Genomic DNA, 22,912 nt, shown 5'->3' with positions numbered 1-22,912 from the left:
GCAGCCTGACGCGACAGCAGCCCGGCGGTGGCGAGATCAGCCAGGCATCCCCGTGCGCCTTCGCGATCAAGGCGGGCCAAGGGCTTGAGCGGCCATCCAGTGATCGGGTGAGCGTCCCGCTGCAAGCACCGCTCATGCTGGCGCGGATCGGTCTGCGTTGCGTCGATAGGGTCCAATCCGGTCTCCGTAGCTGCCTCGGTCCCAAAGGCTGCCACCAATCCAAAATCCCGCAACTAATTTCTTCGTACAGATCATAAAGCGTATCGTTCGATCCGATAAGATGCCTCTCGAGACGCGGTTATCGACGATCTGGCGAAGAGCGCTGTAACATTCTTCGGAACGATCGCTCACTGCACGAAAAAAGGAGGGCCACGCAGGGCCCTCCTTCATCCGTTCAAAGTTTTCCTACTCAGCTTCGTCGCTTAAAAGCGAAAGCTCGTCGATAAGATTGGTGATGTGCCGGATGATGCAAATCCACCGCTCAGAATTCGTTTTGTCATTGGATAAAAACTCGCGAGCACTCTTTGCGAACAGCAATTCGAGATACCTATCCCTAGCAATTTGGTAATCCTCATGGTGATAATACGCCTTCAGAGGTTCAGTAAATTCAAATATAAAGTCCAGCATATCCCCTACCATCGTACTATGAGCTAACTTCTTGGTGAAGTTCAAGCAAACTCTCTTGGAAGGAAGGGGATCGATCTCTTCGGGACCTCGATATTTTTTACCCGTCGCCATGGCCCTAACAAGAGGATTGGCCTTCTTGAGAGGCCCATCATTCTCAGAGACGAAGACATGATCGGTCGTTACGTCGTGGTAGATGCACAACGTTGAGGGGCCGCCCGCACGACACTTGGCAGGTATATTCAGATCGGAGTTATCGTTGAGGAAGCGGTTCCAGTCTTCGAGGGAAGTATTAAATGATTTCGTCATAAATTTTTTTCTGAAAAGCTCTTGATTGAGCTTCATCAAGGTAGCGGGCCAGCTTTCCGTTTGTCATTATTTTTTTGAGAAATTTTCGATCTTGTTAGAGCGATGCGGGACACCATCGAATATGCATTGGCCGCCGCAGAGCCTTTGCGTTCCGCCGATCGGGGTATGCTCTTGTTCGAGATTGTCGGGGCCGCGAGCTCTCCCTGTGAGCGTGCGAAATCTCCGGGTCGATCAAAAAAATATTGCCGCAATCTGCTGTCGCAATCTATGGTCTGGTTTGTCAGCTGGGATCAACGATCTTGATGTGACCCATTTTCAAGTGACTTCATCGTGCAAATATTAACTAAAGTAAATTTTTATTTTATCAATAAAATATAGAGTAGAATAAAATTTTGCTTTAGTGTAACTCCCTCGCGCAATGGTTAAAAACAGTCCGGACGACCATTTGTGTGGCACAGGCTAATTACGACTTAATAATTATATCATTTTAAAAAGGCATTAATACTATGACAGATTGGGCGACGACCAAGCTTTTCATCACTGGATCTGCTGCGGAAATCCAGCAGTTTCGCTCGGATTGTATCAAGGATTATTTAGATGATGGCTATGAGGACACAAGACTGGATTTTGAGGCCTTAGTGCCAACACCAGCCATATTTCTCAGCTATTTCGAGGATCTCGACAAGGGAGCTTCAGCCCTTCAGCCTCTTGTAGATGGTCTGAACTTGTATGACTGGCGACGGAAATTCTGGGGGACGAAATGGAATTCCCATGCGTTCCAGGAAATATTCTTTGATAACGAATTCTATCAGTGTGTTTTTGATACACCCTGGTGCTGCCCTGGACCGATCATCGCTGCAATCGCGAAGAAGTACCCGAGTTTCGAAGGTACAACCGAAACAAGTGATTGGTCGACCATGACCCTGCATGTAGGCTCCATCGAAAGCGGAGTCTTCTCCGAGAACGAAGAAGAATACGAACTCGAGGATGAGTCCGAGGAATTAGAGGACGACGAGCTTGACCATGAAGCTGAGAAGGTTGAGCCGCTCTGATCAGCCTGCCCCGTCAGCTTGCGACGGCTAGCATTTGGCTGACACCTTCGCGCAGCACGTAGCCGCGGCCCCAGACGGTCTCGATGTAGTTCTTACCCTGGCTGGCGTTGGCGAGCTTCTTGCGCAACTTGCAGATGAACACGTCGATGATCTTCAGCTCGGGCTCGTCCATGCCGCCGTAGAGATGGTTGAGGAACATCTCCTTGGTGATCGTCGATCCCTTCCGCAGGGCAAGGAGTTCCAGCATTTGGTACTCCTTGCCCGTGAGCGGAACCCGCTTCCCGCCAATCGCGACAAGTTTCTGATCGAGGTTGATGACCATGTCGTCGATTGTTACGGCAGCTTCGGCATGGCCTTGCGAGCGGCGGACGATCGCCTGGATGCGAGCCACGAGCTCGTCCCGGTGGAACGGCTTGGTGAGGTAGTCGTCGGCGCCAAAGCCGAGGCCCTTCACCTTGTCCTCGATGCTGGCCATACCCGACAGGATCAGGATCGGGGTCTTGATCTTGGCCAAGCGAAGGCTGCGCAGCACCTCGTAGCCGGACATGTCGGGGAGTGTCAGGTCGAGGAGGATGATGTCGTAGTCGTAGAGCTTGCCCAGATCGATCCCTTCCTCGCCCAGATCGGTGACGAAGGGATTGAACCCGGCCGACTTCAGCATCAGCTCGATGCTCTGCGCCACCGCCGCATCGTCCTCGATCAGCAGAACCCGCATCGTCCGTCCCCGTAAATGTTAAGATCCACTAATACGTGATCCTTAACAAATCCCTGTTCTGAAGTAGGGTCCGTATCAGCGCCTTACCGGCTCATATCCGACTTGTTGTTCTGCCAAAACCTGACTAATGTGAGTCAGATCAGTCGGCTATAGGGAAGTGTATTTCATGTTGGACGAAGCAGTGGCAGACACAAACAGCAACGTTTTGGCGATGGCAGCCGATATCGTCTCAGCCTATGTCTCGAACAATCACGTTCAAGCTGGCGAGCTGCCGAACTTGATTGCCAACGTCCATGCTTCCCTGAGCCGCCTCGGCGGTGAAGAGCCGACTACAGCGCCGGGACCTGAGAAGCTGACGTCCGCTCAGATCCGCAAGTCGATCACCCCAGATGCGATCATCAGCTTCGAGGATGGTAAGGCCTACCAGACGATGCGGCGTCACCTCACCCTGCGCGGCCTGACACCGGAAGCCTACCGCGCCAAGTGGGGCCTGCCTGCGGATTACCCGATGGTGACCACGAGCTACTCGGTAAGGCGCTCCGAGCTCGCCAAGAGCCTCGGTTTGGGTCAGCTGCGGCGCAAGTCGGCACCGGACGCGGCCGACGGATCGTAAGGGGGAGGGGGGCTGGAGCGCTTCGGCCACAGGGTTAATGAAGCGTTGCTGTTCATGCCTTGTTCCCGTTGTGGAAAACCCCCGAAGCGGTCAGTTTGGCCCTTGTAGCGGGGCACAGCATGTACATTCGAGCCGGGGAGCGGCTGCGCCTTACACTGTGGGGCGCGGGGAGCCGCGCTATGGTCAGTCTCAACACCTACGCGGTAACGCAGCCTGCGCTGGAGGGGCTTGATCCGACGGAGGACGGCTTCCACCACGACGTAACGTCGTGGCTGCATGACGGCTTCAACACCTTGACGGTCGTGCTGATCGGGCCGCCGGGCGAGGCGCCGTTCCGCATGGTGGTTCGGCATGGCGACCAGGCCGAGCACGTGCTTGATGAGGCCGACTTTCTGCTGCTGGCGACGCCCTGGCGGCTCTGGACGCTTCGCATCGAGCGGGCAACAGCGCCGAGCCAGCGTCTCTCCGGCCTTGGTCACGCCCATCCGAAGCAGGTAGCCAGCGATCAGATTATGCCGGGTGCTGTGGGGGGCGGCATGCCCTTGCGCATCGACCAGATCAGGGCGCCAGCCTCGTTGGTGAGCATGGCCACACCGGTCCAGCCCTCGAGGATCGCCTCAGCCAGAAACCTCCCTTGAGCGATCGCCTGATCCCCCGAGCTCGCCTCGATGTGGATGTGCCGCGTCTCGATACGCCCACCACCATCGCAAGGACGGCGTAGGATCCGAAGTTCGAACCCAGAGGTGGGTACGCCTGCAAGCTGTGGCATGGCGTCAATTCGTAAAACGATTTATTTCACAATGACATAGCCAAACGGGTGTAGTCAGACCTCTTTTTGGATGTTGAGGGCCTGCTTTTTCGAGAAAGGCGCCGAACCGGGATCGATCGCGTCTCTGCCGTGGCTCGAGCTGATCTCGTCTGTGACGATATGAGGATTTGAACGCGTGCCTATCCCCCAGCGCCAGCTCGCCGCATCGATCCGGACCGCGCTGCATATCGCTGATCGCGATGCGATCGCTGCTTTCGTCCTGGATGAGGGTACGGTGTTTGCGCCCCACAATCCGTTCGCGCGAACCAGCGTCGGTGCACAGCGCCAGGTTTGGACCGGGTATCAGCGCGAGTTCTACTTCTCGAACATCGCCTCGCTTGGGCTGGCGTGTTTGATGAACGCCTTATGCGCACGTCCCGATGACGAGGCGATTGTTCAGGAGATCCTCCAGGCTGATGGCTGCCGTGCTTACGTGTATCACCCGGGCGACGGCTGCCAGATTGTCGGGGCCGTGCTGCATGCCAAGGGGACTGGAGCCCTACCGGTGATCAAGCCACTTCCACGGGGTAGCCGGCGGGGCAGGGGACAGAGATCGGCGCTTCAGCTCGATTTGTTCGCGGTCGGGTAGAGCCCCCGAAACAGGTCCCCCATCGCCCTACGGCGAAACAGGGTGCGCCAGCGTCGACGCCGATGCTCGGGGCGATCGTGGTTGATGTGGCAGCGTTGGCAGAAGGCTGCGAGGTTGCGGTCGAGATTGTTGGCAGTGTCGTGATCGCGGTGCGCGGCAGCCAGCACAACGCGGGTCGTCCGGATGCGACCGAGATCTTCGATCGTCGGCAGGCTGCGCAGCGTACGGCCCTGTCCATCGCGCCAGGCGCCGATGCTGGCATCCCACCAGCGCCCATCACCGAGATGGTACACGGTCAGCCCATGGGGCCGACCGCAGCCCTCGCAGGCGCCACCCGCCCGCCCGAAGCGGATCGCCGCGGAGAGTTGCGGCCAGTCGATTGGGTAGAAGAAGCGATGCTCGCGCCGGATTGGCATTGTTCAGGGGATCCGTAAGCGCGAGGAATCAAGGACCTCGAGAGATGCTGCTACGCTTCTCACCCATCCGGCGGCACCCTATCCGGGCTGTGAGGCCGGGGCCTCAGCGGTCCTTTGAGCGCAAGATCCAAACGATCCCGACCACGGGCATGATCAGCCCGAACAGCGTGAAGAAGAGAAGGCCGAGGTTCATACTGCGCCGATCGCCACCATTCGTTCCCGCATCATCGCTCAGATGCATGCCGCAATCCAGATCGGTAGGCGGGGGAGCTTATGTAGCGGGGAGTTCCTTTACGAGGAAGCCGGGGCCGACAGGGATCTGCGGCGCATAGCGGCGCCTATCAGGGCGTGTCATCGCTGGAGCCAATCGAGGGCTGCCGCGATGCAGAGAGCGCCCATGAAGCTGGCGGCGGTCTTCTCGTACCGGGTGGCGATGGCGCGCCACTCTTTGAGCCTAGCCCAGACACGCTCGACTTGGTTGCGGTTGTTGTCGATCCAGTCCGGGCAGGCGACGGGCGCCTCGTGGCGCTGAGGCGGGATCGCAGACCGTGCGCCCACGTCCCAGATGTGCTCACGATAGGCGTGGCTGGTGTAGCCACGGTCCCCGACGACCCACTGGGCACGCCGGGCAGTTGATCGAGCAGCGGAACCGCATGGGGCAGTTCATGGGCCTGGCCGGGCGCCAGCCGGAGGGCGACAGCGCGGCCCTGCCCGTCGGCGATCACGCACGCCTTGGTCCCAGTGCCGCCACGCGAGCGGCCAAGAGCTTCACGAGCGTCTTGCTCGACCGCAGATCCCCCCCTTTGGCGGCGCCTGCCGCCTTCTGGTGAGCCCGCATGTTCATGCCATCTAGGAACACCATTCCGAGTTGAACGCCGCGCTCCTGCCGAAGGTCGAGCAGGCGCTCCCAGATGCCGGCACGGGACCAGCGGATGACGATCTGCGCCGCTCGCCACCACGGACCCAGATCCTCCGGAATAGCCCGCCATTTGGTGACGTTCTGATGCCGCCAGAGGATAGCCGAGAGCGTGCGTTCCAGGGCCTACGGCGGCGTCTTGGCCTGGGGCTAGCAGGCCTCGACCAGAGGTGTATGGTCCCGAGGTGAGGTGTGACGGGTTGATCCTGAAGCGATTGGGCTCTTTCGTCCAGGCGTTCAAGATGAACTCAGTGGGTGTGAGGCCCCGAACTCGCGGCGCCTTATTCAACTCGCATGGCTGGAGCCTCTACGACCGTCGAGACCGATACGGCGAAAGCTTCACCACGCGAACTTCGGCGCTGCGATGTTGCTCTGGCATCGACCAGATTTTACAGCTCCCGCATCAGCGGCCTAATAGATAAGATCCTGAGTGATGACCATGACGCCAGAAGACTATGTCCGTAGCCTCTATCTCACGACGCTCGGCCGTGAAGCCGATCCAGACGGTTTAGCAGCCTGCGTAACGCTGATAGCCGAAACGGGCGACCCAACACTTGTCCTCGAAGGACTGCTTTCCAGTGCGGAGTACGCTTTGCGGTCAACACGACCAGCGTTCGACGAAGCGCTGATTCCAACGTGCGTTGCCCATTTGAATGGGCGTCCGGTGACAATCATCGACGTCGGCGCACAGATGCTCGGAACCGAAGAGCACGCCTATCAGGCATTGTGTCGACCTGACATTCCGCATCATATCATCGGTTTTGAACCACTTTCCGACCGAGTCCACGAGCGCGAAGCAAGCGAGAATGGTGGGGCCCTAACAATGCTGCCCTACGCTATTGGTGATGGGAAAACCCACACATTGTACGTCAACAACGACGACGCGACCTCGTCGATCTATCCCCTTCACTTACCTCTCACTTCGAGGTTTGAGCATCTCCACACCCTGCGAGTCGAGCGCACTCTGTCCGTGGCAACGCGTACGCTCGACGACGTGGTCGATCACGGTCCGATCGACTTTCTCAAGCTTGACATCCAAGGTGCCGAACTTATGGCCCTGCAGGGAGCCGAGCGAATGCTAGCCCGAACGGGCGTGATACATTGCGAGGTGGAGTTCGCTGAGATCTACAAGGGGCAATACTTATTTCCTGAGGTGCAATTATTCCTTAACGCCCGGGGATTCTCACTTATCGACATTCTAGTGCCTCACCGCTATGCCTATGTTACTCAGTCCAATGTAGATAGCCGTGATAGGCTAATCTGGGGTGATGCTGTGTTCTTCCGTGAGACGGAAGATAAAGACACGCTTGCGGTGCAGGCAATGATCGCCGGACTGGTATACAGCAAGGCAAGCTTATCTAGTCATCTTATCGAGCGTGCGCATCAGAAATATTAATATCGATAGAATTATATTTTTAATATGATTAAACCTATCAAAATGATGAAGTTTCTAGCCTGAACTTATAAGCCTTTAGGAGAAGCTATTTCTGGAATAAAATGGTGGGCGTGGGTCGGGACATAACCATGCACTTGTCTTCGTCGGGCGCTGCAGCCGCAGCACCAACTCGATCAGCTCCTCGCGGCTCAACCGCTCAAGATCGCTCCGGCTCATCTCGCGAGGGAACCAGCAAAATCCGGTCCGCACAAGAAGTAGGTAATACTAACCGCGTTGAGTTTGACTCCTTTTGCCTGACGGGTCGGGTTTGAGGTGGTTCGCTGTTTCTCATCGATTGACGGAAGACCTAATGACTCTTCTAATTACGCGACTGGATCTAACGGCTGACGATCGCCGGTGCGTGGCGCAATCGAGCCGAGATGTCGTTCAAGGCCACCGCTGTCTGGTGATTGCGTCTGTGCTAGATGGCGGCACGTGCACGGCTGCGGCGGCGAGCGCCGGGATGCCGCGGCCGACGTTGCGAGCCTGGGTTCACTGGTACAATCTCAAGAGGATCGTGGGTCTCCTAGATCGGCCCCGCCCTATGCGTTTAGGCCTGCGGATCTCGGCGTCCTCAAGGCCGGCGTAGGCCGTAGCGGTCAGTCAGAGCCGTAAGCCGGTGTCTGAGTGCTGGCCAAAACCGCCGCGGCTCCTCTTGAACCGCCCCGACCTCTTCATCGGCTTGAGCCGCCGGGGGCGCCTTCGGCGCGTAGGGATCGGCCCGGCCCTCCCAGGCGATGTGGTTTGTCCAGTCCGGATCGCCGAAGGGGCGCTCGAAGGTCTCCGCCCCGGGCGCACCCCACTTTCGAGTGTAATACTCTAGATTGTGCTTCATAATTTCTTCGTGCCCGATGCGGATCTCCGGGTTATCACGCGTTGTCTTTGAGCGCTCATGCTCGGCAAGCACGTCGGGCGCCGTCACGAAGGCAACACCCGAGAGGACGCAGCGTCGATAGTAGTCGTAATCCTCATAATAGGCCGGGATGATATTTTGGTCGAACCAGCCGACGCGCTCGATCACTGCGGGCGTCAACGTGCAGCAGGCAAAGCCCTGCTGCATTACCTGCCCCGCATAAGGGCTGCCGCCGGTTTCAAGACCCTGCAGAAAGGCGACTGACAAAGGATCGTGCGCCCGCGCAAAATCTACGAAGGCGGAAAAACCGCCCGCGACGAAGTGCAAGTCGTCGTTGACGAGCATCGCGTGGGTGGCGCCGGCCGCCAGGACTTCGTGCACACCCTCGTTCCAGCTGCGCGAGAGCCCACGGTTCTCACAGTGCAGATGAAGTCGCGTTCGAGGCCGCTCGGCCAGTTTAGCGACCCGTGCCGTGAAGTCGGGATCCGATCCGTGATGGTGGATCGACCAAATCACATCAAGGCCCGCAGCATCGACGCTGGCCAGGAGCTTCTCCGGCCAGTGCGCGTAGGTAACGAGGACGAGGCCGATCATGCGTGTATCCCTACAGGCCATTGGGGCTGGTGGGCTCGCCCATCAGATGCCAGGAATGCGATTGGCCTTTACCTCCGTGCTACCCTCGCGGTTGTTGCCCTTCTTTAGGAAGGCGAGGTTATGGTAGAAATGCATGCCGGTCAGACTCGTATCGAACGAGGAGGGCAGATAGGTTGGCTGGTGACGCTCCTCCCAATTGAGCGCGTCGACGAGAGATTTCAAAACGCCCATTGAGGTTTGGGGCGAGTTGAGATCTGAAATTCGGCCGCCGTGGTTCGGCCAATACGAGGTCTGCAGATCCTCAACAATATACCAACCGTCTGACTTTACGTACTGCCACAGCATGTAGAGCGATGCGATGACGTGCTCGTTTTGATGGCTGCCATCATCGATGATGACGTCGAAGCCTTCGGGATAATCACCGAGCATTCGGGCGATCGCGACTGGGTCGGCTTGCGAGCCTTGGTAGACCCGGATCCGCTCGCCCGCATGCGGGGACTTATCGTAGTAGTCGAGTCCGACGATCTGGGCGTTAGGGAAATAGTCCCGCCACATCCGTAGCGAGGCGCCCCCGGCCTCTGGGTCGCCGTAGCCGCCGATCCCGATCTCGAGGAGGCTGATAGGCTGCTGCCGAAGGCTCTCGAGGTGCATAGCATAGGGCCCCGCGTACCAGTGCCCGTTCCATTTGTCGGATCCGTGCTGGGTCGCGAGCTGCGCCAGTTCCTGTGCGGACATTGGTCCTGCTCCATCCATTTGAGCGATTGCGCGCTCAGCGGATCGCATCAACCATGGGCACTCGTGGAGCGTCAAGGAGACGAGGTACAAGCCTCTCAGCCTTCTGAGTACAATCAGGTTGTGCCCTGCGCGGCTCAGATGTCTCAGGTGCCGGCGGCGAGCTGGTGCAGCGTCTCGAAGGCGAAGCCAGCGGGCGCGAAATGGGTCCGGTCTTCGTCGCTGTTGAGGTTCATGGCTGGACCCCCAGGTTCGACACACTGCAGTACGAAGGCCTTGGCTTTGACCTTGGGGTTATCGCGCAAACGGATCCGATCCCTGTCTGGACCGAAAATCAAGCGGCATTGGTGGGCACGACGGTGGCGGTATGACCAAACAAGATGGCGTAGGTGACGGGATCGTAGAAGCGCATCAGATTGCGAACGAAGTCCTGAACGTCGACACCCAACGCCACGGCCCAGATCCGATAGCTGTCGGGCGGGATACGGCCACGGCCCGTCTCTATCTGCGAGATGAAAGTGTAAAACTCGTAATTTAACAGCTTTGCAAGCTGGCGTTGTGAAAGACCTCGCGCCTCACGAAGCGCGCGCAGGTAACATCCGCCTTCGCGGCGCAGCACTTGGGTCTCTTCCGTCGCAAGCTTAGTTTGTTGGGCATACATTGCTCGGTACCAGTTTGCGGCGCCTAACGCTCCACGTGGGCAACATGATACCAATACCATACTTAACGTAGAAAACCATGGCTCGAGCGCGACAAAATCTTGAAATAGCACAGTGCTTTGACCTGCTACCTAAACGAGTTAACCACGGGGTAACCCGCAACCATAAGCTAGTTTCAATTGAGCACGATTGCCGTCTGACCCGGCTCCATCCAAGCGGTACCGACCGCGATGTTCCATCCGGCGGTTTGGGTACGCTGGCTGAGCACCTCGAGGAGCCGGTGAACCTGCAGGCGGTCGAGGCTGAGGTGGATCAACGCCGTTTCCCCCGACTGCATCTGGATCTCGAAGGTCGCCGGAGTGATTGAGATGGCGAGGGCGGTGACGAGCTGCGGCACCGGCAGGGCGGGGAGCACGTCGGCAGGCTCCGCCGCCTCCCCGGTGGTCGCGCCCCCGCCGTACAGGGCGGTCTGGTGCTCCATCAGGATGATGTCGTCGCGCATCTCGGCCGGGGCCTGGACGGCGACGGCGCTAGATTGCTCCAGCAGGTGCGCTAGGCCATTGATGAGCCGCTCCGTCAGCCGCCGCGTCAAGGCAACGTGGACGGCCTGATCCTGTGCGTCGGCGGCGAGGAGTGTCAGCCGGTCGTCGGGCTCGCTGTAAGCGAACCGGAGGCTGCTGGCGACGATGGGAAGGGCAAGGGCCATGAGCGCCTTTGGTTGTCTCTCAGAAAAGATTGCACGCTGATGCGGGCGATCGGCGGATCAGGACTTGCCGACCTTGCTCCAGTCCCAATCGATGGTGCTGTCGTCAGGGAGCATCATCATTGGTTTAACCTCGGCTTTGGCCCGGTCTGCCGCCTCCGCCTCGGCGCGAGCTTGTGCAAGTCTACCGAGGTCGGCAAGATTGCCCATTGAGAGTAGCTGGGCGTAAGCGACGCCGATGACGCCAGCCTGCCGGAGCCGACTGAATGCGGTCTCGTCGAGGGCGCTGAGTGCCCCCTCGTTGATTCGGTGGAGCCCGGAGACGTTTTGGGCGCCATCCACTCCCTGAACGGTGATCGGCCAAGGTTCGATCACGCCCGCATCCGCAAGCAGATGGGCTGCCTTCTCCATCGTCAGAACGCCCTGGGCGATCTGTGAGAGAAAAGCCCAAACCTCGCGCACCTGGGGGCTTAGATCGCCGCCCTCGTCGAAGATCGGCTCGCCCGTACCGTTCGCTGGTAGCAGGTCGCTGTCTTCATCCACGCAAAGCGTGGCGCTGCCTCCTTCCCAACCCAGATGAAAGGGGTGAGCACGTAGAGTTGCTGGGACGTAGGTGCCGATCCACTGACCATCGGGTCCAACGTAGAGATTTTGACCCGTTGCAAGGCCAAGCACGGCGCAAAGCGACCAGTGCCCTTCGTTCCCTACAAAAGCGAGAGGGAGAGCGAGTGCGGCGCGGCTGAGTTCACCCGCTGCGAGGCCAACGAGGTTGCGTTGGGAAGCAAAGGTGTAGCGTGTCGCTTGCGTCCAGCGTTGTTGCCGATGACGCGCGGGGGACAGGACCTGCAGGGTCACGAATAGCTCCGGGTTCGGCGTAGGGCGACCAAGGTGTCAGAGAACGCCGAGTTGACGCCAGAGCGGCAATTTCTCCGCGAGGAAGGTGGCGGCTTCGGTTTCGGCGCGGGCCTGCGTCGCGGCAGGGTCCGCCATTGGCTTGCCATCGACGAGCCAGTTGATTCCCAGCGCTTGCATGCGGCTCAGAAGATCCTGCGTTAGAGCCTCAGCGCTCTCCGCGCGGCCGGCGAGCACGGCACCCAGCATCATGAGATCGACGTTCGTGGTCTGGATGCCAGAGCCTGCGACGGGCGCCGCGAGGAAAGCATAGGTACGACCCTTGAGGACCTTTTCAGCGATCACGCGGTTCAGGCGCTGCGCAGAAGCCGGATCAGGTGCCTCGCCCGCGGGCAGCGGTAGAACCTGCCCGCTGTGCACGAGGAGGCTGACCGACTGCAGGGCAGCGCCGGCACCTGGGCCCTCCCGGAAGGCGGGTAGCGCTGCAAGCTCGCTCAGGGAGGCCGGCCCATCAGCAAGGCGGTCCGCTATAGCTCCGTAGAGGTCGGCGTTGCCGTTGAGCTCGCCCAGCGGGCTCGGGATCTTGAACGTAACCTTGGCTCGCGGCACAGCCAATGCGAAGCGGGCGTCGGACAGCAATGCGTTCTGCTCCGCACCCGTCGTCGCGCTGACGCCACGGCCGTAAAGATCGCGTCGGAACTGCTTGTTAGAGGCGATATCGCGCAGAGTCTCCTTGAAGATCGGATCGGCCTCAGCCTCTAGACGCGCCCGCACGCCCTCGGGCACAGCAAGTTTGTCGATGTTTTCCAGGAGAGTCGCCGAGCCGACAAAGCCGAGCTTGGCCCGCGCAAACATCTCGGCCACATCGGCTACGTGGAAGATAAACCAGTTCGCGTTGAGGTACTCGTGCGCGAGGTAGTTGCGGTCCATCGTCAGAAGGCGCTCGACGCGCTGCGCCAGCGAGGGGTTGGCGGCAAAGTAGCTAGCGCCCTCGTTCATCAGCGCCTGCACGAGATCCAGGCCGGCACCGGTCTGCACGTCGGAACGGCCGGCGATGCGCTTGGCGTTCTCGCGCATGAGCCGCTGGAGCGGGATCACCGGCGCCCAGCCGGGCATGCAGTTGTAGGAGACGTAGAGTAGGCCGCCAGGCTTAAGACGCTTGCGCGCGATCTCTACAATGGCCGCGTGCGCATCCGCTGAAACCCAAGTTAGAATGCCGTGTAGCACGATCAAGTCGAGGTCATGCTGGCCCTCCTGTGCCTCACGAGCCAGGTCCTGGAAACTCGCCTCCCGCAGTGAGACGTTCGTCAGTTCCGCCTCGTCCGCGAGGCCACGGGCATGGGCGACGTGCACCGGACTGAAATCCACCCCTTCGAAGTGGGTGGCGGGATTGGCGGCGGCGTTGATGACGAAGCCGAGCCCCATGCCGATGCCGAGTTCGAGCACGTGCCTCGGCTTCAGGGTCAAACCGGGGTGCTTGCCCACCGAAAGGGCGGCAAAGGCAATGTGAGCCGGTACGGTCTCGCGATAGAAGCCGAGGGCGTAGGGGATGTCGGCGACGTAGCCTTCGGTCCAGGCAGAGCTCATGCACCCTCGCAATGTATTATAAAACAAGAACGGGACGCCGAAGCGCCCCGTCCTTTAGATGCATCGTTCAAAAAGCGCTTTGATTTACGCCTGAAGAACGCTGGTAGCAGCGGTGATCGTTGCACCGGTCAGATCGATGACGCCCGTCAGCTTGACCACCTGATCGACACCATTGGTAAAGGTTGCGTTGTTGCTGTTATCCACAACGCCGTAGGTATCGCCCTGGTAGTTGAAGTACTTGAACACGGCGTTAGTACCACCAGTAGTGGCAGCGGACGCGGCGCTCAGGTAATCGGCGAAAGCAGCGGTGGACGCGAGCGAGATCTTGTCCGTAGCGGCGATCGTCGTATTTGCCGCGAAGGCGTTCACCTTCAGGGCCGTCAGGTTCAGCGAATCGCCGGTCACAGCGCTAGTGCCGGTACCAGTGGTCTTCGTGAAGTCCGTCACCGTCGCGTAGGTGTTACCGTTGGCGTTCGCCGTGAAGCTGAACGCATCGGCACCGCCACCGCCGGTGAGGGTCGACAGACCCGCTGCAGCCTTGATCGCGTCGGCAGCGGAACCACCGATGACCGTCGAGCCGCTGGCCAGCGTAAGGCCAGTCGTGTCGATCGCCTTGGTCGCAGCCGAAGCATTAACCGAAGCAAGGAGAGTGGTGTCCGTCGCACCGCCACCGCCAAACGACGAGATAGTGAGAGCCTCACCGCCCGTGATGACGAGCGCCTTGAGAGCACCGTCAGCGATCTTCACAGTGTTGGTACCGGTGGTGCCAGTGCCAAGGCTGTTGACCGTAACAGTCTCAACTCCAGCAAACGACGTCGTGTTGCCGGCGGTCGCAAGACCAGCGGTTGTCGTGTTGCCCAGGTTGAGAGTGGCCGTGTCGCTGGTGCCGGTAGCATCCGCCAACGTGTAGGTGACGTCCTGTCCACCAACCGCGTTGTAGGTCAGCGCCGTGCCAGCCTTCAGAGCGTTGAAGGTCGTTGCAGCGGCGAGTGTGCCGTCAACTTCCACAGCGGTGAAGTTCGCACCGGAGAACGTGCCCTGCGCGCCAGCGCCAGCGCCCAGGATCTCAAAGCCAGTGATCTTGGTGCTTGCCGTGTCGATACCAGTCGCATTCCCGGTCACAACCAACACATCGCTCGCACCAGCGCCACCGCTGATCGTTCCAGTCGTCGGCGTCGCACCGATGGACACCTTATCAACGCCCGAACCACCAAGGTACGTTTCCGTAACGGAAACTGTGACGTTGTTCGTACCCGTCGAGCTCGACGCGTCGATCGTGGTCAGGTTGGTAGCACCGCTGAGATCAGCAGTGAAGGTGCCGGTCTGGGTCACACCCACCTTCGTGAGGGCAGAGTAGTTAGAACCCGTCGCGTCAAGCGTCAGCGTGCCAGTACCCGAAACGTTGAGGGCAGTGGCAGTCGCTGCAGCGATCGCAACAGCGGAAGCTGCGCCGCTCGCAGCGATGCTCACGGTGCCGGCAGTGGCGTCGGTGATCACGAGACCGGTCGCGTCGTTGCTGACGGTCAGGTTCAGAGCGTGAGCAGCGGTCGTATCCGTGATCGTGACGTCGGACGCGGCAACCCCGTTGGAGATGCTGACGTTGGTGATGCCGTTGCCGGTCAGGGTCGCAGCGCCAGTGTTGCCCGAGAGCGAGATCGTGCCGAGCTTGGTCCCGATATCGCCTGCGGTCGCGCCCGAGTTATCCGTCACCGCAACGGTCGTACCGCCCGTGACAGCAACAGTGGTGTACGAGTTCGCGTTGGCAGCGCCTGCACCGGCGTTACCGACGGCCACGGCGCCAGCACCAGCGGTGATCGACGCGTTGTTGCCGCCACCAATGACCGTCACGGCCGCGGCGGCGCTATCGCTGATGGTCACCGAAGTCGAAGTCGCTGCGGTCGCCTGAACAACGCCGGCAGCAGCAATGTTGAGCTGCGTCACGCCTGCGGTGTTGGCGGTCGAAGTGTCGACGGTGACAGCCTCGCCAGAAGCGATGACGATCTTCTCGACGTTCGAGACCTGAACGCCGGCCACGGCGAACGGGTTGAGCGTGCCGCCGGTGCCGAGATCGTTGATGCTCAGCGTATCGTTGCCAGCGCCACCATCGATACGATCGCCTGCGGTGAAGGTAGCGCCGGTACCAGGGGTACCGCCGGTGCCGCCAGCCGCCGTGCCGTTGATGACATCGTTGCCGGTCGAGCCGGTGATGGTGTCAACGTTGTTCGTCAGGTTGATGATCGTGGAAACCGGGGTGATCGAGAGCGAACCGGTGTAGGTTCCGTTGCCCTGAGCAGCCTGGAGCTGGAAGTTGTTGACCGCCGAGTCCGAGATGCTGATGGCTTCCTGGGACTGCGAGACCGCGTAGAGCACGGCGCCACGGGTGGTGTAGCCGGCAGCGCCGGACACGTAGCCATCGACCTCTGCGTTTGTCGCAGTACGGCCGAGGATGGTGCTGTACAGGGCCTGGACGTAAGCGGCGTCGACGGCCGTGCCGGTACCAAAGCGGTTGGTGAATTCCTGCGACTGCGCGAACATGTTCGACAGGTTCTGGTAGGTCGCAGCAGACGGACCGAACGCACGAACGAAGTTCTCGGCGTTCTGGAGACCAGCCTGATCCGGCACGCGGCCGAAGGCAGCCTGGTAGAAGCGGATCACCGGGTCGGCGATCTGGTCGGCTTCACGGGAGTTCGAGATCGTCGAGAAGATCTGGGCGTCGGACAGAGCGCCGGACTGCGAGACCGAGAAGTAGGAGTTCTCGTCGCTGGCCGAAGCGGCGCGACCCAGGCTATTCTGGAAGGCCGTTTGAATTTGTGCGCGTGTAAGAGCCATTTAGGCGCCTCCTAAAGGGAAGCCGTTCGGTCAGTGAGACCGGTCCGGCGCATGACCGAAGCGGGCGCTTCGTCCAAATGCGGCCCGAGCTGTAGTGCGGTTTCAATACCCCGGCAAGCGATTTCTGATACGTCTGCGAGACGAATGGCTGATATTTGTCTACGGGCTCTGCCACCCGTGATATAGTTGCAACAAACGTGCGGCGCACAGAGTGCGTGCTTCCATCGTTATTTTTGCTTTAACAAATATTTGGCGCAAACGCGTCCAGGTGCGCTGGCGTAGGGCGGAGTTCAACAGCGCATCGGCTCAGCCCTCGACTACATCACGCCTGAGCAGGTCGAACCGAAGACGAGCCGACTCACCTGTCCACAAAATTCTGGAAGGTGCGATGCAAGATTAGGCGAAAAATACGGACTGATTTAGGCTTGTCTTGTCAGGACAAATTCAAAAATTCTAGTATCTAGCTTAAGCGCCCCGGCTCAAATGTCACTACAAAATCGTTGACGCAGCCGTACTTCATCAAGTTGTCGTGCAGAATTTGGCTGATGTCCTTGAGGCCAAATCGCTCGAGCGCACCGCCCTCACGCACCACGAATGTTTCGGGAAATGTGTGTAGGATCCAGATCAGCACCTCAAGAGGCTGCTCTCGGGAATGATGCAGTAGGCACCACGTGTTGAATTCGAAGTGTACCAGGGCGTTGCTGCGCCAGATCAGGTCGGTCGCGCTCTTCAGGATGGTAGGCTCAAAACCCTCGCAGTCGATCTTGATGAAGTCCGGAAGCCGCTCCCCGCTGCGCGTGAGGAGTGTCTCGGGAGTAATCATCGTCACCGAGGGATGATCCGGGTCATGTGTCATGTGACCGTAGGCCGAGACCTCGTTAAAGAAAGCTCGACCGTTGTGGCCGCCGATCGCGACGTGGTGCGGCGTTGCATTGCTAATTCCGTTCTGCGCGAGGTTTTGGCAGAGCAGCGCGTGGACAGGCCGGTTCGCTTCAACCGCTTCGACGCTACCGTTGGGGCAGAGACCGGACATCATGAGAGTGGTGATACCAATATTGGCGCCGAAATCCCAGCAGACGTAGTCGTGCTTGAGATGGCGGGCGCAGAATCCCTGGAAATCCGGCTCGAAAGGATCTGTTATACTTGCGAAATAGGCATCATCCTTCGACAGCCCCGTAATCTGGTGGGCCGTGCCGTTCAGCGTGACCGACTTGGTGGGTGCCGTCATCTCGACCTTGAGCTTGGCTGGAGCATAGTCCTAACACACTGAGAGCACGAAACTGTTAACGATGCCACAGAGTCATAAGGGGCGCACATTCCTTCCGCCTGGCTTCGCCGACGCTGTCTGACTCGTCCGATGTCCCGCTCAATCGGAGCGATCCGCGACGTGCGGGTTACCGCGCTTTCCCTCCGCCCACAATGTTATGCCACCACCTGAAGTGTGTGTGGCCGGTTCGCGATCACGCCGCAAAGAGGTAGTCCTGCATCCAACGCGCTCGATCAGGTACTTCGCCGGGTATTGGGACAGAGACGGCCGCCGCTGCAGCCACGAGAACGGGCGCGACGGCAGTGTCGGATGCGTGAACAACCGCCTGCGCAATTTCAGTCTCCGGCAGTAGAGCCCGGACCAGCGGGCGCGCTCGGATCGCGTCCCGCAAGGTCGCCCCCTGCAGGGGACGCGTGAGGCGCCACAGGCGGCTTTCGACTAGTATGCCGTGCGCCGTACGAAAGCGGTCACGGTCGAGCGATAGCCAGCCGATCTTGTCATCGCGAAACGCAATCTGACGCGCCTGGCGCTCGACTCGCGCTTCAAGCATAGCAATTCGCCCATCCCGAACCGCGGTCTCGCCCTCCAGGATCCGCGCCCAGGTCTCGCTGCGCCCGAGCGCCTCGCTCAGTTCGTCGACCCGGGCCTGAAGCCTCTCGGCTTGAGCAGTGGCCTCTTTGAGGAGGCCCTGATGGTGGGCGATCGTCTCCCGTTCACGCAAGGCGCCCGCCTCAACGAGGCCAGCCAAGCGTTCGATCTCGGCTTGCTGGGTCCGCGCGCGGTCGGCGGCCTCCTCGATTAGGCCGAGATGGTGGGCTAGCGCTTCCTCTTTTTCGGCAAGCTGCGCGGTGAGAGCCTCGATCCGACCTGCTTGGCCGTCGAGCGCCGTCTGCCGGCTGGTGCGGTCCGCGTCGATCTCCGCAATGATCTTAAGGTGGTGAGCGACGTTGTCTGCCCAGCGCTTCTCGGCGCGTTCATCGGCGCGCACTTCGCTGGCCCGCATGAAGCGGTCGAAGTGGTTAGGCGGTACCGCGAAGTGGTGCGCGAGCTCGGCGTGTTCATCGGCGAGGTAGAAACGATTGAGCCCGTCGGCGTAGACGAAGCGGTAGCCGCGCTCGGTCAGGAGCGGCTCCCAATGCACATAGTAGGGCTCGGGCGAGTTCGGGTGCGTGGCCTCGATAACAACAATCCAGGGGCGTACCGCTTCGAAACGGGTGCCGCGCAGGACGAGCTCTTCGGCGCCCTCAACATCGATTTTGAGAAAGTGCACCGTCGTGATGCCGTATGCGGCGCAGGCCGCGTCCAGCGTCGTCATCGGTACGGTATGGGGTATCCGTGCCTCGGAGGTGGCCGCGCTCACCGCTTCGACGATCGTCGAGAGGCCGGTGCCGTCCGCTTCGTAGAAAGTTACGGAACCCGGCTGGTCGCCGACCGCGCAGCGCAAGTTCACGTCGCGCGAGCGGGCCGTCTCGAGGCGGGCGTGGTAGTGCTCGGACGGCTCGAAATTAAGCCCTCGCCAGCCGCGGTCGTAGAAGTGCTTAGTAACTGAGTCCTCGTCCGGATCCTGTGCCCCGACGTCGATATAAAACCCGGTCTCGACGGCGCCGAGGGCGCGGGCGAGCATCACGTCCTCGTAATTCTGGGCGTAAGAGATGAACACCATCGGGCGCAGGTCCTTAGCGGCGATTGGAGCTGGCGCAGGTACGCTCAGGGCTGGTGCGGGACCGCGCACACGACGTCCATCAACTGATGCGCACTCTCGGCCCAGGTGAGCGGCCGGATGCCACTCTCGTCCGGCGTCTCGCCTCGGGCGTGGGCCGAAAGCCAAGCCTCAATGGCGTCCGCGAGACTGCGCCCGTCGAAACCGCTGAAATAGGTAGCGTGCGCGCCGCCGATCTCGCGGAAGACAGGCAGGTCGCGCGCCAGGATTGGTAGGCCGGCATGGGCCGCCTCGACGAGGGGCAGGCCGAAACCCTCGCCTTCCGAGGGTAGGAGCGCGGCCGAGCCGGCACGGTAGACCTGGGCTAGGACTGCGTCGTCGACGGCCTCGAACCAGCGCAAGCGTCGACCAAGCTCTCGATGGCTTGTGATCCGCTCGATCAGCGGGTCGACGAGCCAGCCGCGCTTGCCCACAATCGCAAACACGGCCGGGTTCCCCCGAGCCCACAGGATCTCGGCGGCATCGAGGAGCTGGGCGTGGCCCTTGCGCGGCTCGATGGTGCCGACCGTCACGAAGACGGGTGTGTCCGGCTCGAACAGAGCGGGCATCCCGCTGGCGAGCTTCGGATCGACGTCCGCCGCTGGCTGCGCCGCGTCAAGGTCAGCGCCGAGATGGAAGGCGCCGAGGTGCGGAGTACGTCCTTTCAAGAAGCGACGCTCGACCAGGACCTGGGCAAGATCGTCGGCGACGGCCTGCGAGATGCAGGCAATCCCGTCCGAGATTTCGGCGAGACCGTGTAGCCACTGGGTATAGACGCCGTGCATGCCCATCCCGAACCAGTCCGGGCGATGCAGAGGCAGCGTGTCGTAGAGGACGTGGATGATACGCACGCCACGCAGGTGTTGACGCCTTAATACGGCGAAAGCCTCTGCCGAGATGGAAGCATCGAAGTCGAGGCCGAGGAACGTGTCGCTTGGCTGGAAGTCGAGAAGCGTGTCGGAGACCGGTGCGGGACGGCCGAGGAAGCGCGCCGTAAAGGCGTGGGCATAGCGATACGTGGCCTGCTCGCGCCGGACCGCCACGACTTCGAACCCCGCGGGCTCCTGGATGAGGGCGCCGAAGATATTGCGCACGACGCGTTGAATGCCCGAGCGTGCGTCGCGCTGAGCAAGTTCCGTAACGTCGACGAGAAGGCGCTGACGGGACCGCGCCGGTGCGTGGTTGTCGGCGAGCGCCCGGGCGATCGCATCGCGCTCGGGGCCCGACAAGGGGTGTGCCTGCACCAGGGCGGTGAGCCGCGCCAGGGGATCGACGGCCTGCAGGAGCGGGTGGTCGACGATGCGCGCGAGCGCGGCCGGCAGGCTCGCGCAGCGCTCCGGATCCGGCGCGCGGGTTCGCGTGCGTGCCCAGCTGGACCACGTCAATTGCCAGACGTCGGGAGCGTCGGAAGCGATCCGAGACGGCTCAGAGCGCAGCCGAGCGATAAGGTGAGGATGAGGATCCGCACTGTCCTTTACAGGGATCGTCGCTGGGTCGTCCCGCCCCACGCGCGCCTGCGCCTCTCCGCTGTCCTGCCCGGACACCGTGCCAGTTTCAGTCCCCGTCAGGTCGACGAGAAGGCAAGGACCGGCTGCGTCGAGAGCCGCCGCGAGCACCGGAAGCTCGTTTGGGCAGCGGGACAATGGCCCCGGCACGTGCGCGTCAAGCTCACTCACGAGCGGCAGGAGGTAGTGGCCCGGCGTCAGACCGGTGATTGAAGGTGGGACTGGGGCGGGAACAGGTGGGTGTGCGCGCCGCTCGTGCGCCTGTACGAAGGCTTGGCAGGCCCGCTCCGCACTGATGCTCCAGGAGAAGTGCGCCTGCTGTACGCCTGCGTGGTCGATTGCACCGGCGCGGAAATCAGTGTCCGTGAGAACACGCTCGAGCCGATCGGCGATGTCGGTGACGCTGAGCGGGTCGAAGGTCAGATCGGCACGGCCGATCACCTCCGGAATGCTCGTGGTGTTCGAACCCAGCACCGGGCAGCCGCAGCGCATCGCCTCGAGGAGGGGCAGCCCGAACCCTTCGTTAAGCGAGGGCATCACGGTAACCTGAGCCAAGCTATAGAGAACGGCCAGGTCCAGGTCGGGCACGAAGCCGGGAAGCACGAGCGCTTCCGGTGGCAGGCCCTGATCGGCGGCCAGCCGCGTCAGGCTCGTGGTCTGCGCATCTGTAACCTTCGTAGCGAGCACGATTTGATGATGTGTGCGCACATCGGCCGGCAGACGAGCGAACGCCTCGATTAGTCGGGCGACGTTCTTGCGTGGTTCCGGGATCCCGACATGGAAGATGAAGGGCTTTGTGATGCCGTAGCGGGCCAGCAGGGCGCGGGCAGACTCTGCCGCCAGCGCGCGGGGTGCGAAGATCGGGTCGACGTCGGAGCCGATCGCGACGACGCGCTCAGGCCCCATGCGTAGCCGCCGCCGACCAGCTCGTGCGCTGTGCTCAGAGATCGCCAGCACGCTCTCGACGCGCGTCAGGGCTTGTAGACGGCGCTTGAACCAGTTGGCGATTTCAGGTGTCGGCAGGAAGAGATCCGGTTCCTCGAACGGGATCAGATCAAAGAGCGTCGCCGCGAACGGGGTCGCGTGATTGGGTGCGACCTCGAAGACCGTCTCGTCCCCCCAGCCATCGAAGGGGCTGGCCACGTGCACGACGTCGACAGCGAGCGCCTCAACGAAGCCGCTGTAGAGCGCTTCGGCGGCGCGCGCCCGGGGCGCCGCGTCGGGATCGCGGCCTTGGATCGGGCCAAGACCGTGTAGCACGTGAATCTGCTCGCGTTCGACCCGCTCGCGAGCCCAGGCAAGGGCGGGACGCAAGGTCTCGGGCATCGCGTCCGAAAACAGGATGTGCCACTCAACGTCGTCGCGCCGCAGCAGAGCGTCAGCGAGCCCGCGCGAATAGTTCCCAATACCGCGATGACGGGAGCTCGACTGCAGCGTCTGCAGGTCGAGGAGGATTTTTAGCATGGTCGTTGCACGTGCTCCCCACTACGGTCCCGCCCTACGGGCGGGGCGGGCACGTCCGGCATGTGCACCAGCTTGACCGCTGAAGGCAACCGCCAACGTGTACAGCTCCGGCGCCTTGAACCCAATCCGCGTCCAGGGAGAGTTCGCTGTCGAATGAAAACGTCGCTCGAGCCTTTCACACCGACTGCCGGGTTGGCGTACTGAGACCGTACTGAGACGCGACGGCCTATGGGTCGGACGCTATGTCGGTCAGAGGGTCAGAGGCAGATCTAGAGCGATCCCGACGATGGTGATCTCGACGTCGTGGCCGATGCTCCAGGTGCGCACGGTGAAATCCGGGTTGCCAAAATGGCTCGCGTCCATGTCCACGATCACGAATGACCGCTCACTCACGAAGGTTTGAATTTGACTCGTCGTATCCAGGAAGTGGGAAATGACCTGACGTCCCTGCTCGTCCAGGAATTGCGGTGCGATCACCGGGGCCGCATGCGTCAGGGCCGCGGTATCCAGCGTGGTGCCACCCGCCAACTTGGTCGCGGTGACGTCTGCGGGTACGATCTTGATCGCGGTATCGGTGCTCTGGTCGGTCGCCTTTGTATCGGTGTGGGACGAGGCTGCGTCCTTCGAACCCGTGCTGGTCGCCGTGTCGGTCAGGGCAGTCTTCTCACCCAAGCCCACCTTAGTGACGTCC

Annotated in this window: 21 protein-coding genes and 2 pseudogenes; 6 read left to right on the top strand and 17 right to left on the bottom strand. The window is 61.0% G+C overall.

What is annotated here, in order from left to right:
• Positions 1-405: 405 nt before the first annotated feature.
• Positions 406-972, bottom strand: coding sequence for a hypothetical protein (locus tag MKK68_RS01345; RefSeq protein ID WP_244027923.1), 567 nt, complete (start codon positions 970-972; stop codon positions 406-408).
• A gap of 467 nt (positions 973-1,439) precedes the next feature.
• Here MKK68_RS01345 and MKK68_RS01340 point away from each other — a divergent pair, with 467 nt between their 5' ends.
• Entirely contained in the window at positions 1,440-1,985 is a 546-nt protein-coding gene (locus tag MKK68_RS01340) for a hypothetical protein (protein WP_244027921.1), read from the top strand.
• Positions 1,986-1,998: 13 nt separating this feature from the next.
• On the opposite strand, the gene ctrA is transcribed toward MKK68_RS01340, so the two are convergent.
• The gene (ctrA, locus tag MKK68_RS01335; protein ID WP_244027914.1) at positions 1,999-2,700 is read right to left on the bottom strand and encodes a response regulator transcription factor CtrA; all 702 of its coding nucleotides are present in this window, start codon (positions 2,698-2,700) and stop codon (positions 1,999-2,001) included.
• Between the two features lie 166 nt (positions 2,701-2,866).
• On the opposite strand from ctrA, the gene MKK68_RS01330 reads away from it, so the two are divergent.
• The 3 genes from MKK68_RS01330 (at position 2,867) to MKK68_RS01320 (ending at position 4,710) form a co-directional block, all read left to right on the top strand.
• Positions 2,867-3,313 carry a MucR family transcriptional regulator gene (locus MKK68_RS01330; protein ID WP_244027913.1) on the top strand — a complete coding sequence of 149 codons (447 nt, stop codon included), beginning with the start codon at positions 2,867-2,869 and terminating at the stop codon, positions 3,311-3,313.
• A 179-nt stretch (positions 3,314-3,492) separates the two neighbouring features.
• Complete coding sequence (locus MKK68_RS01325) at positions 3,493-3,951, top strand: hypothetical protein (RefSeq protein WP_244027911.1); 459 nt, start codon at positions 3,493-3,495, stop codon at positions 3,949-3,951.
• Positions 3,952-4,257: 306 nt separating this feature from the next.
• Positions 4,258-4,710: a hypothetical protein gene (locus MKK68_RS01320; protein WP_244027909.1), complete on the top strand. Its 453-nt coding sequence runs from the start codon at positions 4,258-4,260 to the stop codon at positions 4,708-4,710.
• Here MKK68_RS01320 and MKK68_RS01315 read toward each other — a convergent pair.
• From MKK68_RS01315 to MKK68_RS01300, 4 genes and pseudogenes are all read right to left on the bottom strand, one after another.
• The gene (locus MKK68_RS01315) at positions 4,683-5,126 is read right to left on the bottom strand and encodes a hypothetical protein (RefSeq protein ID WP_244027907.1); all 444 of its coding nucleotides are present in this window, start codon (positions 5,124-5,126) and stop codon (positions 4,683-4,685) included. The two genes, MKK68_RS01320 and MKK68_RS01315, sit on opposite strands and share 28 nt — an antisense overlap.
• A gap of 103 nt (positions 5,127-5,229) precedes the next feature.
• Positions 5,230-5,367, bottom strand: a complete 138-nt coding sequence (locus MKK68_RS01310; RefSeq protein WP_244027905.1) for a hypothetical protein — start codon at positions 5,365-5,367, stop codon at positions 5,230-5,232.
• Positions 5,368-5,477: 110 nt separating this feature from the next.
• Positions 5,478-6,258: pseudogene (locus MKK68_RS01305) on the bottom strand (IS5 family transposase).
• Positions 6,212-6,313, bottom strand: a pseudogene (locus MKK68_RS01300) (IS481 family transposase); the annotation flags it as partial. The pseudogenes MKK68_RS01300 and MKK68_RS01305, both read right to left, overlap by 47 nt.
• A gap of 168 nt (positions 6,314-6,481) precedes the next feature.
• Between MKK68_RS01300 and MKK68_RS01295 the strand changes: the two are divergent.
• Both MKK68_RS01295 and MKK68_RS29845 read left to right on the top strand, forming a co-directional pair.
• Positions 6,482-7,438 (top strand): FkbM family methyltransferase, encoded by a 957-nt coding sequence (locus MKK68_RS01295; RefSeq protein WP_244027898.1) that lies wholly within the window; start codon positions 6,482-6,484, stop codon positions 7,436-7,438.
• Between the two features lie 349 nt (positions 7,439-7,787).
• Entirely contained in the window at positions 7,788-8,066 is a 279-nt protein-coding gene (locus MKK68_RS29845; protein ID WP_409567131.1) for a helix-turn-helix domain-containing protein, read from the top strand.
• Here MKK68_RS29845 and MKK68_RS01290 read toward each other — a convergent pair.
• From MKK68_RS01290 to MKK68_RS01240, 11 genes are all read right to left on the bottom strand, one after another.
• On the bottom strand, positions 8,052-8,924 hold the full coding sequence (locus MKK68_RS01290; RefSeq protein ID WP_244027896.1) for a glycosyltransferase family 2 protein: 873 nt from the start codon (positions 8,922-8,924) through the stop codon (positions 8,052-8,054). The two genes, MKK68_RS29845 and MKK68_RS01290, sit on opposite strands and share 15 nt — an antisense overlap.
• Before the next feature lie 42 nt (positions 8,925-8,966).
• Positions 8,967-9,659, bottom strand: coding sequence for a class I SAM-dependent methyltransferase (locus tag MKK68_RS01285; RefSeq protein WP_244027894.1), 693 nt, complete (start codon positions 9,657-9,659; stop codon positions 8,967-8,969).
• 331 nt (positions 9,660-9,990) lie between these two features.
• Positions 9,991-10,317: a helix-turn-helix domain-containing protein gene (locus MKK68_RS01280; protein ID WP_244027893.1), complete on the bottom strand. Its 327-nt coding sequence runs from the start codon at positions 10,315-10,317 to the stop codon at positions 9,991-9,993.
• A 173-nt stretch (positions 10,318-10,490) separates the two neighbouring features.
• Positions 10,491-11,021, bottom strand: a complete 531-nt coding sequence (locus MKK68_RS01275) for a hypothetical protein (protein ID WP_244027891.1) — start codon at positions 11,019-11,021, stop codon at positions 10,491-10,493.
• 57 nt (positions 11,022-11,078) lie between these two features.
• Positions 11,079-11,873 (bottom strand): SapC family protein, encoded by a 795-nt coding sequence (locus MKK68_RS01270; protein ID WP_244027889.1) that lies wholly within the window; start codon positions 11,871-11,873, stop codon positions 11,079-11,081.
• A gap of 36 nt (positions 11,874-11,909) precedes the next feature.
• Positions 11,910-13,457, bottom strand: a complete 1,548-nt coding sequence (locus MKK68_RS01265; protein ID WP_244027887.1) for a class I SAM-dependent methyltransferase — start codon at positions 13,455-13,457, stop codon at positions 11,910-11,912.
• Between the two features lie 84 nt (positions 13,458-13,541).
• Positions 13,542-16,286 (bottom strand): DUF4214 domain-containing protein, encoded by a 2,745-nt coding sequence (locus MKK68_RS01260; protein WP_244027880.1) that lies wholly within the window; start codon positions 16,284-16,286, stop codon positions 13,542-13,544.
• Positions 16,287-16,746: 460 nt separating this feature from the next.
• On the bottom strand, positions 16,747-17,514 hold the full coding sequence (locus tag MKK68_RS01255) for an FkbM family methyltransferase (protein ID WP_244027878.1): 768 nt from the start codon (positions 17,512-17,514) through the stop codon (positions 16,747-16,749).
• Between the two features lie 232 nt (positions 17,515-17,746).
• The gene (locus MKK68_RS01250; RefSeq protein ID WP_244027872.1) at positions 17,747-19,216 is read right to left on the bottom strand and encodes an FkbM family methyltransferase; all 1,470 of its coding nucleotides are present in this window, start codon (positions 19,214-19,216) and stop codon (positions 17,747-17,749) included.
• Between the two features lie 44 nt (positions 19,217-19,260).
• Complete coding sequence (locus MKK68_RS01245; protein ID WP_244027870.1) at positions 19,261-22,221, bottom strand: glycosyltransferase family 4 protein; 2,961 nt, start codon at positions 22,219-22,221, stop codon at positions 19,261-19,263.
• A gap of 249 nt (positions 22,222-22,470) precedes the next feature.
• The coding region (locus tag MKK68_RS01240; RefSeq protein ID WP_244027868.1) for a hypothetical protein at positions 22,471-22,912 on the bottom strand (442 nt) is incomplete at its 5' end.

The organism is Methylobacterium sp. E-016 (assembly GCF_022829745.1).
Lineage (GTDB): Bacteria > Pseudomonadota > Alphaproteobacteria > Rhizobiales > Beijerinckiaceae > Methylobacterium.
This window is presented reverse-complemented; position numbering and strand designations above follow the sequence as displayed.